Source organism: Companilactobacillus jidongensis (genome assembly GCF_003946575.1).
GTDB classification, from domain to species: domain Bacteria; phylum Bacillota; class Bacilli; order Lactobacillales; family Lactobacillaceae; genus Companilactobacillus; species Companilactobacillus jidongensis.
This window is the reverse complement of record NZ_RHOP01000018.1, coordinates 13,435-29,557: the sequence shown is the minus strand read 5'-3', so window position 1 is coordinate 29,557 and position 16,123 is coordinate 13,435. Positions and strand designations below refer to the sequence as shown.

The following is a 16,123-nucleotide window of genomic DNA, read 5'->3' as shown; positions in this document are numbered from 1 at the left end:
TAGATAACGTCATTAATTATATTTTACAACATGTCTAATTAAACATCTGTAATATTGTCTTTTTAGTTTTTGTTTTTTTGATTAGAGCCGCTTACGAGTGACAGTGATTCCACCTGCTGTGGGACCTTCACCATCGCTCTCCAGCTAAGGTACACTCCATTAATATTTACTATCTTAATTGCTAACAATCATAGTACAAGTACCAAGTGGAGTCAGGCAGATATGGTATCCCGTGTCGATGCAGTTAGTCAGCGTATTATGCTGGCTTACTGCATGGGACGACCTTGAAGACGTGATTTCCGGCTTCAAGGCGAGGCAATAGACCGCCCTTTGGCGATGGCCGTTCCCCACGGATACCATATCTGACCGACGGAACGACATTTACAAATTCAATACTAACCCTTAGAGTGCACTTTAAGGCAAGAAAAAAGATTGAAATTTTTACATTTCAATCTTAAATAACCATCTAAATAATTATTTTTCTTCTGTTGTATCTTCTGATTCTGTCTTTTCAGTAGCATCATCAGCCTTAGCGTCATCACTAGTTTCAGCTTTATCTGATGTAGTTTCTTCAACTTTTTCTTCTGGTTTAGCTTCTTCTTTAGGAGCTTCTTCAGTTGATTTGTCATCAGCTTTGTCATCTGACTTAACTGCTGGCTTATTCTTATTGTCTGATTCTTTAACATTATCCTTTGAACTTGCCTTACGGATAAAGTTCAAATCAAATGTTAAATAAATACCATCACAGTCAACAACAACTTCTTTGTTATCACGATCAATAGATGCGATTGTTCCCTTAATACCACCCAATGTAACAACTTTGTCGCCTTTACTCATATTGCTGAGCATTTCTTGACGTTTTTGTTGTTGCTTCTTTTGTGGACGAATAGAAATAAAGTACATACCAACGAACATGATCACGATAAATACTAAGAAAATCGTTGATGATCCACCTGCTGCAGCGCCTAATGTTAAATAATTCAAATTTTCCACCTCTTAATAGTTTACATACCTATATGTTATCAAAAATTCAAAGGTCTAACCACATACATTGCCCTTTTAATTAAAAATAATATTAAAAATTTCGTGCATTTGCTTTATTTAAGCCATATTCTTCAAAAACATGCTCTCTAAATTCTAATAAATTGTCATCTCGGATTGCTTGACGAACGCCTTTCATCAAATTCAACAGATAATAGAGATTATGATAACTTGTTAAATGCGTTCCAAATAATTCATTAGCATTAATTAAATGACGAATATAAGCTCGACTGTAGTTACGACATACATAGCAATCACAATCTTCATCAATTGGACGGAAGTCACGAGCGTACTTGGCGTTTTTAACAACCAAGCGTCCTTTAGTTGTCATACATGTACCATTTCTGGCAATTCTAGTTGGCAAAACACAGTCAAACATGTCAATACCACGGATAGCGCCATCGATCAAGGCATCAGTTGAACCAACACCCATCAAATATCTTGGTTTATTCTCAGGCAGTAGCGGAGCCGTGAAGTCTAACACGTGATTCATTTCTTCTTTAGACTCACCAACAGACAGTCCACCGATCGAATAACCGGGAAAGTCCATGCTTGTTAGATCCGCAGCACTCTGCTTACGAAGATCTTCGAATCCTGCACCTTGGACAATACCAAACAATGCTTGCCAGTCCGGATTACGGTGTGCTTCAAGTCCACGCTCAGCCCACCGGCTAGTACGAGCAATCGACTTCTTGATGTAATCATAACTCTCGAAGAACGGTGGACATTCGTCCAAACTCATCATGATATCTGGTCCCAAGTAATTTTCGATCTTAATAGCTTTCTCAGGTGATAAGAATTCACGACGTCCATTCAAATGGTTCTTAAAATGAACTCCTGCTTCAGTAATATCACGAGTATTGGCCAATGAAAAAACTTGGAAACCACCTGAATCAGTTAAGATACCCTTGTCCCAATTCATGAACTTGTGAAGCCCACCGGCTTCCTTAACGATATCCTCACCGGGACGAAGCCATAGATGATAAGTGTTAGCTAAGATAATACTGGCACCTATCTTTTTTAGATCCTCAGGCGCCATATTCTTAACTGATGCTTCTGTTCCAACTGGCATGAACATTGGTGTTTCGAATGTACCATGAGGTGTTTCTAATTTTCCAAGACGTGCGCCAGTGTGCTTTTCTTTTTTGATTAAAGTATATTTAACAGCTGGTTCCATGTATTCCCCTCTCTACTTGATAAACATTGCATCACCAAAACTAAAGAAGCGGTACTTCTCATCAATGGCGTGCTCATAAGCATTCAAAATATTTTCTCTTCCTGTAAATGCGGCAACCAACATAACCAATGTTGACTTAGGTAAATGGAAATTAGTAATGAACTCATCAACAACTTTCCATTCATATCCTGGTTTTATAAAAATATCTGTCCAACCGCTATCAGCTTTGATCTCACCGTTGAATTTGGTACCAATTGTTTCCAAAGTTCTAATTGATGTTGTACCTGTGGCAACGATTTTACCACCATTTTTACGTACATCATTCAATGTTTTGGCTGATTCTTCGTCCAAACGATAAAATTCAGAATGCATTACGTGCTTGCTGATATCTGATTCTGTCACTGGTCTAAATGTTCCTAATCCTACGTGAAGTGTTAAGTATACTAGTTTAACACCTTTCTCCTGTACCTTTTCAAGCAGGTCCTTCGTCCAGTGTAATCCTGCCGTTGGTGCAGCGGCTGAACCATTTTCCTTGGCATAGACTGTTTGGTAACGATCAGGGTCATCGAGTTTTTCTTTGATGTATGGAGGCAGAGGCATTTCACCTAACTTCTCCAAAATCTCTAAAAAGATTCCATCGTAATGAAATTCGATAATTTTACCACCATGCTCTAATTCTTCCAAAACAGTGGCTTCTAGTTGGCCGTCACCAAATTGAACCTTCGTGCCAACTTTTGCACGACGAGCTGGTTTCATCAGTACTTCCCATTTGTCGCCTTCAATATTGTTCAATAGCAACACTTCTTCGTGACCATCGGTGTCTTCCTTAGTACCGTAAAGGCGAGCTGGCAAAACACGGGAATTATTCATAACTAGAGCATCCCCGGGATTGAGATAATCTAAAATATCATAAAAGTGCTTGTCTTGATATTCGCCTGTTTCATGGTCTAAGACCAATAAACGTGAGTGGTCACGATCTTTGATAGGTGTTTGTGCAATAAGTTCTTCTGGTAAATTATAATCAAAATCTTCGGTTGTTAATGTCATTTCTAATCTCTCTTTTCTGGGTACGTATATCCTAAATGTTCATAACCTTTTTTAGTTACGATACGGCCTCTAGCTGTACGCTTCAAAAATCCTTTTTGCATCAGATATGGTTCATAAACCGATTCGATGGTTTCTTGATCTTCACCGATATTAGCTGCAATAACCTTGATACCTAATGGTCCACCACCGTACAATTCAATCATCATCGATAAGATTCGACGATCCAAACGATCTAATCCAGCGTCATCAACTTGTAATTGATTCAATGCTGACTCTGCAATGTCATAGTCGATCATGTCCTTGCCCGCCACTTGAGCGAAGTCACGAACACGCTTCAACAATCTATTAGCAATTCTAGGTGTCCCACGAGAACGACGTGCAATCTCATGTGCGCCTTCCTCATCCACATTAATTTTTAGAACTCCGGCTGTTCTGAAAACGATCTTTGACAATTCTTCTTCAGAATAATACTCCATATGAATGTCGATTCCAAATCGATCACGCAATGGTGCCGACAGCTTACCTGAAGTGGTCGTTGCACCAATCAAAGTGTAGGGAACTAATTCATGATGAAGTGAACGAGATTCCGTTCCTTGACCAACAATTATATCAATATAGAAGTCTTCCATCGCTGAATAGAGAACTTCCTCTATTGCACGAGGCATACGGTGGATTTCATCAATAAACAAGACATCTCCCGGTTCCAATTCATCGAGAACCGCAACCAAGTCACCAGACTTCTCAATTGAAGGGCCCGTAGTCGTATGGATATTTACACCCATCTCGTTGGCAATGATCATTGCTAATGTTGTTTTACCAAGTCCAGGAGGTCCATATAGTAAAACATGATCTAGTGTCTGTTGACGTTGTTTAGCAGCTTTGATATAAACTTCTAATTCTTTTTTAGCCTTTTCCTGACCCAGGTACTGATCAAATGTCTTTGGACGAATGGTTTGTTCCGCCATGTCTTCAGCTTCATTCAAGGCATCTGCATCAGTTAAACGATCATCATCATTTTCCATTGGCTAACCTCCTTATTAGTTAGTAAGCAACCTTAATCCCGCACGCAAATACGCATCGGCTGAATCTAAGTTTTCTTTTTGTAATTTTGGCTTGATACGAGAAATATCTCTAGCAGTATAACCAAGAGATTCAAGTGCCAACATACCATCTTCTAATTCCTGATTACCCGAACTTAGTGGTGTTGGATCTTCGCCCAATACCATTTGACCTTGAGCAGACATCTTCCCACCAAGATCCAAGATGATCTGTTGAGCCGTCTTCTTACCGATCTTAGGAAACCTCGTTAAGAACTTAACATCGTTATTTTCAATCGCCGAAATTAATCCATTCAAATCTTGACCAGCTAAGATTGCCAAGGCACTCTTAGGACCAATTCCTGAAACACTGATTAGATGTAAGAAAATACGTTTTTCGTTGATATCATAAAATCCATACAAGGCTTGTTCATTGTCACGTACGATTTGTTCAACATAAACCTTGGCTTTTTCATCTTGTTGATAACGATAAGGATTGGCAACTTGAACTTTATAGCCAACGCCGCTTACATCTACTACGACATAAGTTGGATCAATATAAGTAATTACTCCATTTAAGTATTCAAACATAATTATTCACTTTCTCTGGTGTCATGAGGATCTTGGATTCGTTTGAACATCTTCTCAAGATCTTTGTTACTAAATTCTACCAATACTGGGCGTCCATGTGGACAATTATATGGATTTTCGGCTTTGGTCAAGTTTTTCAATAGTGAAATAGCCTGAACCTCATCCAAATGATGATTGGCCTTAATTGCCCGTTTACAACTCATCATGATGGCATTCTTTTCTCGAAATGCCGCCACACTTATTTTGGAATCGTTCAAAACATAGTCAATCATTTCACGAATAGTTGATTCTTCCTGACCGGCCACAAACCAAGTTGGATGTGTATTTACCACAAAACTGTTTTGACCGAAATCTTCCAAATACAATCCAATGCTCTCAAGTATATCCTTCTTTTCACGAATCAAAATACTTTCAGAATTAGGATAATCCAAAACAATCGGCACTAATAATCTTTGCTGATCATTTGATACTTTACCAATTTCCTTACGATAATATTCATAGTTAACCCGTTCTTGCGCAGCATGTTGATCGACCAAATAGAAACCATCCGGACTCTCCGCAACTAAATAAGTGCCATGAATCTGACCAATGTATCTTAAATCAGGAAAACCAGAAGTATTGGTCTCTTGCCCCTCATTATTCTCTTCTTTAGCAAGGACTTTGACTTGTTTTTCTTGTTCCATCCGTTCATCCCAAGATTTAAGATGTTCTGGATCATCAAATATTGGTGTACCCAATATTTGTTCTGCTGGTTTTTCCACCTGTGGATTATTCTCAGGTTCAACGTCATTCACATTTTCGGGTAGTTTAGTTGGTAATGGCTCACTTATTTTGTTCATTAAGGACAAATCGTCAAAACTGATTTGTTCTGACTTATAGCCGATATTTGGCTTTTGATCCGTCGTTGTCTTACGATTCAGATTTTTCACTGCATCTGGGATCAAGTTTTGTGTGGATAACTTAGACTTAATTCCTTCACTTATCAGGTCGGCGATGTGACCTTCGTTTGTTAGTCTAACTTCTTGTTTAGTTGGATGCACATTGATATCTACCAGACTAGGATCTAATCCAATATCAATCACAGCAATTGGAAATCTTCCTACCATTAACTTAGATCCATAACCGCGAATGACCGCATTAGCCAACTGATAATTTCTAATATAACGACCATTCAGTATCAATGAAATATAAGAGCGATTGGAACGCGTCGTATCAGGTTTTGAAAAATATCCTTTGATAGTGTAATCCTCATCGGAGTTTTCAAATTCCATCATATGGCTGGCAATTGTTCTTCCATAAATCCCAGCAATTGTCTGTTGTAAATTATTATTTCCAGATGTCCAAACAATATCCTTGCCTTCATGTATCAACCTAAAAGATATTTCGGGATGTCCCATTGCCAATCGATCGACAATATCCACAATTTTGTTCAGTTCAGTATGAAGCGACTTAACGTATTTCAAACGTGCTGGTGTATTGAAGAATAAATCTTCAACTTTAATTGTGGTTCCAATTGAACGAGCATGCGTTTCTTTATTTAACAAAGAATTTCCCGCAAATTCAGCTCTAACAGCTGACTCGCCATCCGTACTTGTTACAACTGTTAAACGTGAAACTGAGGCAATACTTGCTAAAGCTTCACCACGGAAACCTAACGTTTTAATATTGAACAAATCATGATCGGTAGAAATCTTACTGGTGGTATGAGGTTGAAAGGCAATCTCAACGTCATCAGCAGCGATACCAACACCATTGTCATTGATCTCGATCGATTTGATTCCTGATTGTTTAACAGTTATCAACACCTGTGTTGCTTGAGCATCAATTGAGTTTTCAACCAGTTCCTTAACAACCGACGCTGGACGTTCAATTACTTCACCTGCGGCAATTTGGTTACTCAATTCAACTGGTAATTGATGAATCAACCCCAACTTTTCCACCTTCTTTTTTACTTAAGTTCTTTTTGCCATTTGTATAACAAATTAATAGCATCAATTGGTGTGACACCCATCAAATCTTGATTTTGCAATTCATCAACGACCTTCTTTTCACCTTTGTTGAGCTTAGCTTTTGGCTTTGCATCAAGCTCTGGAAAAAGTGAGAGTTGTGAATCCGGTTCTGGTTCATTAACTGTTTCCACATCTGGTTGTGTTTCTACCTTTTGCTCAACGACTGGTTTGGCCTCTTCAACCTTAATACCCTTAGGAGCAGTATCTTCTAGGCTACTTAAAATCGTATCTGCACGACTCAAAACTTCATCCGGTAATCCAGCTAATTTAGCCACATGAATACCATATGACTTATCCGCAGGTCCTGGTAAAACCTTATGCAAAAACACCAAAGTCCCATTCTCTTCTGATGCGTCAACATGGACATTTTTGACTCCTGGTAATTGACCTTCAAGTTCCGTTAATTCGTGATAATGAGTTGAGAACATGGTCATTGCTTGAACGTTCTTATCAATATATTCAATGATCGCTTGTGCCAACGCCATACCATCATATGTTGCGGTACCACGACCAATTTCATCAAAAATAATCAAACTGTTCTTAGTTGCATTCTTCAAGGCATCATTGGCTTCACGCATTTCAACCATGAAAGTACTATCGCCAGAAATCAAATCATCAGCGGCGCCAATTCGTGTAAAAATATGATCAAAAATCGGCATGGTTGCGGATTCGGCGGGAACAAAGCATCCCATCTGAGCCATAATGACTGTCAATGCCATCTGGCGCATATAAGTACTCTTACCAGACATGTTAGGTCCAGTTATTAACAGGATATCGGTTTCGTTGTCAAAAGTTACATTATTGGGAATATAACTATTGTTACTGAGAACTTTTTCCACAACCGGATGACGTCCGTTGACAACCTTCAAATCATGGCCATCTACAAACTTAGGTGCAACATAATGATATGTCTCACTTATCACCGCAAAACTCTGTAACACATCAAGTTGTGACAAAACATTAGCTAAGGCCTGAAGCCGTCTGATCTGTTCTTTTACCGATCTGCGAATGTCAGTGAACAATTGATGTTCCAAGGCTTGGGATTTATCTTCAGCTTCAAGAATCAAGGTTTCTTTTTCTTTCAATTCAGGTGTGATATATCTTTCAGCATTTGTCAAAGTTTGCTTGCGTTGGTAACGACCTTCTGGAACCTTATCAATATTGGACTTCGTAACTTCAATGTAGTATCCGAAAACTTTGTTATAGCCAATCTTCAAATTACTGATCCCAGTAACTTCTTGCTCTTGAGCACGAAGTTCTGCGATCCATTTTTTACCATTCTTAGAAGCATCTGTGTACTTATCAAGTTGTTCATTATAGCCTTCCTTGATCAACCCGCCACCAGTAGTAGAAATTGGTGGTTCATCAACAATAGCGTCTTCGATTAATTTACGAACATCGCTAACATCGTCGATCTGTTCAATGTAGGCGTCTAAATCATAATCACCAATATCTAATAATATTTCTTTGATCTTAGGAACTTGTTCCAATGAAGTCTTCAATTGAATTAAATCACGACCATTGACCGTTCCGTATGCCACACGACCCGCCAAACGTTCCAGATCATATACTTTGGTCAAATAGTCTTGAAATGAAGAACGTTGAAAATAATTATCCAAGAATACTTGCACAATGTGTTGACGTTTTTTCAATTCAGTTTGATTTAACAATGGTCTTGCCAACCACTGCTTCAACAGACGTCCGCCCATGGCCGTTTTTGTTTCGTCTAATAACCACAAAAGTGTCCCTGATTTTTTATTTGTTCGCAGATTTTTGAACAATTCCAAATTACTTTGGGCAGTATGGTCCATTGATAAATAAGCTGTCGTCTTATAGGTCTCGGCAACCTTCAAGTGATCCAACGAACGCATCTGTGTATCAACTAAATAACTAATTAGTGTTTTAACAGTATCGACCTGCAAATCTTCAGTCACATGACTGTAGTCAAAAGCAAAGTTTTCATCAAGACCCTCAATAGTAGAAACTAGAATTCCAATCTTTTTGATTGGATCGAGGTATTTCTGTGGAAAATCTTCAGCAACAACTGTCTCCTTAGTATTGAGATTCTGTAATTCATTAGTTAGATCCATAAAGTTATCCACTGAGGTAACTTTTACTTCACCAGTTGATAAGTCCGCATAGGCTAGGCCAAAACGATTTTTGTCATGATTGATAGCAGTGATATAGTTATTCTCAGTTGCTGTATTGGCTGATTCATCCATGATCGTACCCGGAGTGACAATTCGTGTAATTCCACGCTTGACCATTCCTTCGGCAAGTTTGGGATCTTCCAACTGATCACAGATGGCAACTTTGTAACCTTTATCCACAAGGGTATCGATATATCCTTGGATGGCACGGTGAGGAACCCCACACATGGGAATATCCTCATCGGCTTTTTTATTTCTCGATGTCAATGTCAGTTCCAAAATTTGTGAACCTTTGATTGCATCGTCATAGAACATTTCGTAGAAGTCACCAACACGATACAACAAAAAAGCATCTGGATTTTCCTTTTTCATATCCAGATATTGTTGCATCATTGGTGTCTCTTTAGTTTTTTGTGGCATGAATTTCCCCCACCATTTGAAATTAATTTAAAAAGTTAAAAAGCTTTGATTATCAGGACTTATAACATAATTTTTGATACTGCGTGCATAATTTGTTTGGTCATTAATATCAATCACACAGAAACCAATTTGCATACGACCATCTTCATCTACATCGAACTTAGTAGGACGTTGAGTTAAGAATCTCGTGATAATTGGTTCATCTTTGACACCCAGAATACCATCATATGAACCGGTCATACCAACGTCGGTTAAATAAGCTGTCTTCTTGTCGAATACTCGTGCATCGTTAGTTTGAACGTGAGTATGCGTGCCGACAACAGCGGCAACACGACCGGTCAAATATTTAGCAGTCGCAATTTTTTCACTAGTTGTTTCTGCATGAAAGTCAACAAACTTAACTGCATCCTTATCTAACGTTGGCAATAATTTGTCGAATGCCAAGAACGGATTATCTAGTGGTTGCATCAAGGCTGTACCCTGCATATTGATAATGTAAACTTTTTTTTGATTGACCTTTTTTTCAATTACTCCGCGTCCAGGTACGTTATCGCCTGAAAAATTATATGGACGCAAAATATTTTTCTTAGGATCATCTATGAAATCCAATATTTCTCGTTTGTCCCAACTGTGATTCCCGCCAGAAACAACATCTGCACCAGCAACTTGAATTCTTTGGTAGTCATCAACTTTGATTCCTTTACCACCATTGGCATTTTCACCATTTACAATCGTCAATTGTGGTTTGACCTTCTGTTTGATCTGTGGCAAATAAGTCTCCACAGTCTTAAGTCCGATGTTACCGACGACATCTCCAACGAAAAGTATTTTCATTATATAAAATTCCCCCATCTTTACCTATGATATTGTATCAATATTGACCAAATTTAAAAAGAGAGTGTGCTTATACAACGAAAAAACACTTCTGATTTTTTTCAGAAGTGTTAACTATGCTTTATTATTTTTTATCTTGTTGTGCTTTAGCAGCAATTGCAGCTTTGATTTGACCCTTGGCAGCTCCATATACACCACCACTGTATAAACCACCATCAACTGGCACATCTAATCCTTTAACATAAGATGAGTCATCACTTGCTAAGAACAATGCTACTGATGCAAGCTCTGCAGGCTGACCATCACGGCCCAAGAGTGACATGTTACCAAGTCCACCTTTATTACCAGTTTTGGCTAGAATCGCCTTTGTCATATTAGTGTTCTCAATGAATCCTGGTTCAATCGTGTTACTACGAATTCCCCAATCAGCATATGTGAAAGCAGCATTCTCAGATAGTCCACGCATTGCCCATTTAGAAGTTGAATAGGCAGTTGAAGGAGTTCCATACATCCCTCCTAATGATGAAATGTTTACGAACGCACCGCCACCACTTTCTTTCATCAATGGTGCACAAGTTTGAATACCCATCATAGGTCCAGTTACGTTGATTGACATAATTTGGTTCCACTTGTCGATATCAATTTTTGGAAAGGCATTAGCGGCATTGGTACCAGCATTGTTAACTAAGATATTTAGACCACCAAATTCTGTTTTCGCAGCCTTAACTGCAACGTCCCAATCACTTTGATCTGTAACTTCTAGATGAATAAACTTAGCTTGACCACCTTGGTCGTTGATTTCTTTGGCAATATTCTCGCCGATTTCTACTTTACGTCCACCCAATAATACCTTGGCACCTTCAGTAGCAAAACAACGTGCAATAGCTTCACCAATACCACTTGTAGCACCTGTAACAATCGCAACTTTATTTTCTAAACGCATAATCGAAACCTCTTTTTTAATTTATTTTATCTAGTGAGTAATTACTTACTTATCTAGCGAAGCTTATTATAACTACTTCAAATAAAAAATCAACCATAAAACAAAAAAACCATCATTATTTTTCAAATGACGGTAGGATCTATAATCTTAAAAAAGTTGTAACAGCGGTACAACAATGATTGGAATCAATAATGATGGTAATAAATTTAAAACGCTGATTTTTTTGATTTCTAACAGTCCTAATCCAGAAGCCAAAATCAAAATACCACCTACAATAGTTAATTCATTGATCATACTAGTGTTGATAGCACCCTGTAGGAAAAACGCAATGGCATAAATACTCCCCTGCCAAACAAAAACAGCAATTGCGGCTAATGCTATTCCTAGTCCAAACGTTGATGCTAAAACAATTGAAGTAATTCCATCTAACATTCCATTGGTGAATAGAAATGTATAATCATGCTTAAGTGCTGCTTCAATCGGACCCAAGATAGATAATGAACCAATACAGTATAACAATATGGCGGTAGCTAAGCCTTCGGCTAAATCACCACCAGAGAACTTACCTACTAGATTATCGAAACGTTTTTGAAGATCTATCCACTGACCAAATAATCCACCTACTGCCAAACTGACAATGAATAATACTGGATACTTGCTGCCAGACATATGTTGAACGACCGCATTGATACCAATAACCATTGCTGCTAAGCCTAACCCCTGGGTAAGAATCTTTTGAAATTCAGGCTTCATACCCTTGTGTAAAAAACGTCCAATAATACTACCAATCAAAATCATTGCAACGTTAAAAATAGTTCCTATCATAATATTTTTCCCCTCATATAAAAAATTCGATAGTTTAAATATAAACTCTCTAGTAACTGGAGGGTCAATATAGTTATCGGACTGGAACACGAATTTCTGTCACATACTTAGCGTAATCATTAGTTATTCCATAATCAATCAGCGCTGTTTCAATCGCATCACCAATAATCGTCAGTAAATGATCTTCACAAAACTTAATCAATTGCCGATAAGATTCTGTTGCATTACTGTGTGTTCCATGAAATCTAACTCTTAAATATGATCCGGCTGGTAATGTCGCCGTGGCTTCACCTTCGTCTCCAGACTCCAATATCAACAGTATTCCATTATATTGATTAAAATTATTATTATTAAGTTTATCTCGATCCATAGATAATGCAATTTTTCCCAAAAATATTGATTTATCTAATTTATACTGTTGTCTCATAGCCGTTAGTGGAAGTTCAACATCTTCACTTAATTGATAGTTCTGACGCAAATAAATAACTGGTATTTTTGGAAGATTAACAAGCTCAACTTTATTAAGAATGGTTTTTTCAGCACTCTCTACTTGCATCAATCTCGTATTGATTCTTTTGTTGACTGACTGCAAAGTTTGAATTTGTTGCTCAACTTTTGCCTGTTGTTCCCGAAGAATTTTTTCTAGTGTCGATATATCCTTCGCATCGAAGAAATTTTTAATTGATTCAATCGGAAGATTCAATGCACGAAAATACTTAATAACATCCAATCTTTCAAATTGTTCTGTAGAGTAATAACGGTAATGTGTCTCTTCGTCCACTTTGGCCGGTTTTAACAGGTTGATTTCATCGTAATACCGCAATGTCTGTATCTTGATATTGAATAATTTCGATAATTGACCAATTGTGAATAACTGATTCATTATTATTACCCCCACTTTGTATTTAATTTTATCATAGAAAATAAATAACCATCTCTACGTTGGCGTAGGGATGGTTATTTTGGTTTTGTTTTTAAGTTATTGTCTAAGTAACTTTTATAGTAGTTTGTTTAAGATTCTTGGAGATTTAGTACTGAAATGCGTTTCGGAATTCTTTTACATCATTCCGCCCATACCACCGGCTGCTGGATTAGCTCCTGCGGCAGGTTGAGCATCTTTTGGTTCTGGCTTGTCAGCAACAACTGCTTCTGTTGTCAAGATCAATGCGGCAACACTAGCAGCATTTTGTAATGCTGAACGTGATACTTTAGTTGGGTCGATAATTCCGGCGTCAACCATGTTTTCCCATTTGTCAGTTGCAGCATTGTAACCAACTTCTGGTTTTTGGCCCTTCATGTGTTCAACGATAACTGAACCTTCAAGACCAGCATTTTCTGCAATTTGACGTACTGGTTCTTCAAGAGCTCTAACAACGATGTTGATACCTGTTTGAACGTCGCCTTCACCTTTAACAGCCTTAACTGCATCGATGATGTTCAAGAATGCTGTACCACCACCAGCTACGTAGCCTTCTTCAACAGCAGCACGTGTAGCGTTAAGAGCATCTTCAATTCTGTACTTACGTTCCTTTAGTTCTGTTTCAGTAGCTGCACCGACTTTAACAACGGCAACACCACCTGATAACTTAGCTAAACGTTCTTGTAACTTATCACGATCGAAGTCTGATGTTGTGTCTTCGATTTGTTTCTTGATTGTTTCAACACGTTCATCAATAGCTTCCTTTTGGCCAGCGCCTTCAACGATTGTTGTGCTGTCCTTTGTTACAGTGATCTTACCAGCTGAACCTAATTGATCCATTGTTGTATCTTTTAGTTCTAGTCCAAGGTCTGAAGTAACAACTGTACCACCAGTTAATGTGGCAATATCTTGTAATTGTTCCTTACGACGGTCACCAAAACCAGGTGCCTTAACAGCAACAACATTGAATGTTCCACGAATCTTGTTCAATACAAGTGTTGGTAATGCTTCACCATCAATATCGTCAGCAACAATCAATAATGACTTACCTTGTTGAACGATTTGTTGTAGTAATGGCAAGATATCTTGAATATTTGAGATCCTCTTGTCTGTGATCAAGATATATGGATTGTCTAAGTCGGCTTCCATCTTGTCATTATCTGTAACCATGTATTGTGAAATATATCCACGGTCAAATTGCATACCTTCAACAACGTCTAATGTTGTATCAATACCCTTTGATTCTTCAATTGTTATAACACCATCGTTACCAACTTTTTCCATGGCGTCAGCAATTAACTTACCAGTATCTTCACTTGCTGATGAAACTGAAGCAACTTGAGCAATATCAGACTTGCCAGCTACCTTGTGTGAAATTTTGTGTAATTGATCAACGGCAGCTTCTGTAGCCTTTTCGATACCAGTTCTGATACCAACAGGGTTAGCACCAGCGGTAACGTTCTTCATACCTTCTTTGATGATAGCTTGAGCCAAAACTGTGGCTGTAGTAGTACCATCACCGGCAATATCATTTGTCTTTGAAGCAACTTCAGAAACAAGCTTTGCGCCCATGTTCTCGAAGTGATCTTCTAATTCAATACTCTTAGCAATAGTAACACCATCATTTGTGATTTCAGGTGAACCATAACTCTTTTCAAGAACAACATTTCTACCCTTAGGTCCGATAGTTGTTTTAACTGTGTCAGCTAACTTATTGACACCATCTAACATTTTTGAACGTGCATCTTCTGAAAACTTAATTTCTTTTGCCATGCTTTCACACTCCAATAAAATTTTTTGTAATTTAACTTCTCATTTTTAAATTATTATTTTTCAACGATTGCCATGATGTCTTTTTCGTGTAAGATTAAATAATCAGTGTCATCAAACTTAACATTTGAGCCAGCATACTTATCAAAAAGTACCTTGTCGCCAACCTTAATGTGCATTGGTAATGTCTTTCCATCTTCTGTTATTGAGCCTTCACCCACAGCTACAACTTCGGCTGTTTGTGGCTTTTCTTTAGCGTTGTTAGCAAGAACAATGCCACCTACTGTCTTCTCTTCTTCTTTATCGACTGTTACAATAGCTCTGTCTCCAAGTGGTTTTAACAATTTGAATGCCTCCGATGATTAATATTTATTTTTAATTTAGCACTCCAAGTTCTGTTGTGCTAATCACATGTTTTATATTAACATTTTATTGTGAACATGCAAGTATTTACCTTTAGAAAAAATAGGAGAAATTATGAAATATTCAACAAATCAATTTTTAACTCTTGCTACATATGTGGCACTACTCTTCATTGGTTCGCTGCTATCAATGGTTAAAGTAACCGGTTCAGCGTATTTTATCGTTTTAACTTTGGCCGCAATTTTGGCCACCGGTATCATGATTTATTTAACACAAAAAAGCTCACCAAATGAATTAGAAGAAAAGACTGACTTCAACAACAAACTGCAGTGGGTTATCATCGGAACCGTTGGCGCCTTAATAATTCAACTTGGCCTGGGATTCATTGATCAACAAATTTTCCATACCAGTACAGATTCGGCTAATACCATGCAATTACTTACACTAGTCCACGCTTATCCATATTACTTTGCTTATGTTTTGATCTGTGCACCAATCATGGAAGAAATAATTTTCAGACGTGTCTTCTTCGCTAATTTGATCAAACCAACAAATATTTACTGGGCTGCAGCAATTTCAGCATTGTTCTTTGCATTTATGCATCAAGACACAAGATTCATGATCTATGTGGCAATGGGATTATGGTTCTCATTTGTTTATTACAAATCAAAGAATATTTATGTTAGTGCCGGCAGTCATTTAGTTATGAATACTTTGGTGGTTATGATCAGTATGCGATAGGGTTTACGCTTCCGGTAGTAAAAAATTACCTGCCGTTGGACCGGTTCGAGCCACGGTCTCTCACCTCGACTTTAAGCTTTGCTTCGCAAATCTTAAAGCTCGTCCTGTGGCTTACGCCACTTTCACGGCTGGTAAATTTTTCACCACCTCCAGCTAATGTAATGGCAGTTATATATTTTTTAGTAATATACCAAATCACACGCTAATTTAACCGTAGACGAAAAAAGAATTACAACTTCAAAAAAGTTGTAATTCT

The 16,123-nt window shown here is 37.9% G+C and carries 14 protein-coding genes; 1 reads left to right on the top strand and 13 read right to left on the bottom strand.

What is annotated here, in order from left to right; translation table 11 throughout:
- Positions 1-474: 474 nt before the first annotated feature.
- From yajC to groES, 13 genes are all read right to left on the bottom strand, one after another.
- Positions 475-984 carry a preprotein translocase subunit YajC gene (yajC, locus tag EKM68_RS10690; RefSeq protein ID WP_125590593.1) on the bottom strand — a complete coding sequence of 170 codons (510 nt, stop codon included), beginning with the start codon at positions 982-984 and terminating at the stop codon, positions 475-477.
- A 91-nt stretch (positions 985-1,075) separates the two neighbouring features.
- On the bottom strand, positions 1,076-2,218 hold the full coding sequence (gene tgt / locus EKM68_RS10685) for a tRNA guanosine(34) transglycosylase Tgt (protein ID WP_125590591.1): 1,143 nt from the start codon (positions 2,216-2,218) through the stop codon (positions 1,076-1,078).
- A 12-nt stretch (positions 2,219-2,230) separates the two neighbouring features.
- Positions 2,231-3,265 (bottom strand): tRNA preQ1(34) S-adenosylmethionine ribosyltransferase-isomerase QueA, encoded by a 1,035-nt coding sequence (gene queA / locus EKM68_RS10680; protein ID WP_125590589.1) that lies wholly within the window; start codon positions 3,263-3,265, stop codon positions 2,231-2,233.
- Positions 3,266-3,267: 2 nt separating this feature from the next.
- Entirely contained in the window at positions 3,268-4,287 is a 1,020-nt protein-coding gene (gene ruvB, locus EKM68_RS10675; protein WP_125590587.1) for a Holliday junction branch migration DNA helicase RuvB, read from the bottom strand.
- 15 nt (positions 4,288-4,302) lie between these two features.
- Entirely contained in the window at positions 4,303-4,893 is a 591-nt protein-coding gene (gene ruvA, locus EKM68_RS10670) for a Holliday junction branch migration protein RuvA (protein ID WP_125590585.1), read from the bottom strand.
- Positions 4,894-4,895: 2 nt separating this feature from the next.
- Positions 4,896-6,824: a DNA mismatch repair endonuclease MutL gene (mutL, locus tag EKM68_RS10665; protein WP_125590658.1), complete on the bottom strand. Its 1,929-nt coding sequence runs from the start codon at positions 6,822-6,824 to the stop codon at positions 4,896-4,898.
- A gap of 17 nt (positions 6,825-6,841) precedes the next feature.
- Entirely contained in the window at positions 6,842-9,472 is a 2,631-nt protein-coding gene (mutS, locus tag EKM68_RS10660) for a DNA mismatch repair protein MutS (RefSeq protein ID WP_125590583.1), read from the bottom strand.
- Between the two features lie 27 nt (positions 9,473-9,499).
- Positions 9,500-10,306, bottom strand: coding sequence for a TIGR00282 family metallophosphoesterase (locus tag EKM68_RS10655; RefSeq protein WP_125590581.1), 807 nt, complete (start codon positions 10,304-10,306; stop codon positions 9,500-9,502).
- A 124-nt stretch (positions 10,307-10,430) separates the two neighbouring features.
- Positions 10,431-11,249, bottom strand: a complete 819-nt coding sequence (locus EKM68_RS10650) for an SDR family NAD(P)-dependent oxidoreductase (protein WP_125590579.1) — start codon at positions 11,247-11,249, stop codon at positions 10,431-10,433.
- Positions 11,250-11,396: 147 nt separating this feature from the next.
- Positions 11,397-12,074, bottom strand: a complete 678-nt coding sequence (locus tag EKM68_RS10645) for a DUF554 domain-containing protein (protein ID WP_125590577.1) — start codon at positions 12,072-12,074, stop codon at positions 11,397-11,399.
- 73 nt (positions 12,075-12,147) lie between these two features.
- On the bottom strand, positions 12,148-12,957 hold the full coding sequence (locus EKM68_RS10640) for a MerR family transcriptional regulator (protein WP_125590575.1): 810 nt from the start codon (positions 12,955-12,957) through the stop codon (positions 12,148-12,150).
- Between the two features lie 174 nt (positions 12,958-13,131).
- Positions 13,132-14,766 (bottom strand): chaperonin GroEL, encoded by a 1,635-nt coding sequence (groL, locus tag EKM68_RS10635; RefSeq protein ID WP_125590573.1) that lies wholly within the window; start codon positions 14,764-14,766, stop codon positions 13,132-13,134.
- A 53-nt stretch (positions 14,767-14,819) separates the two neighbouring features.
- Positions 14,820-15,107 (bottom strand): co-chaperone GroES, encoded by a 288-nt coding sequence (gene groES, locus EKM68_RS10630; protein ID WP_125590571.1) that lies wholly within the window; start codon positions 15,105-15,107, stop codon positions 14,820-14,822.
- Positions 15,108-15,240: 133 nt separating this feature from the next.
- On the opposite strand from groES, the gene EKM68_RS10625 reads away from it, so the two are divergent.
- Entirely contained in the window at positions 15,241-15,867 is a 627-nt protein-coding gene (locus tag EKM68_RS10625; protein ID WP_225423000.1) for a CPBP family intramembrane glutamic endopeptidase, read from the top strand.
- Positions 15,868-16,123 lie beyond the last annotated feature (256 nt).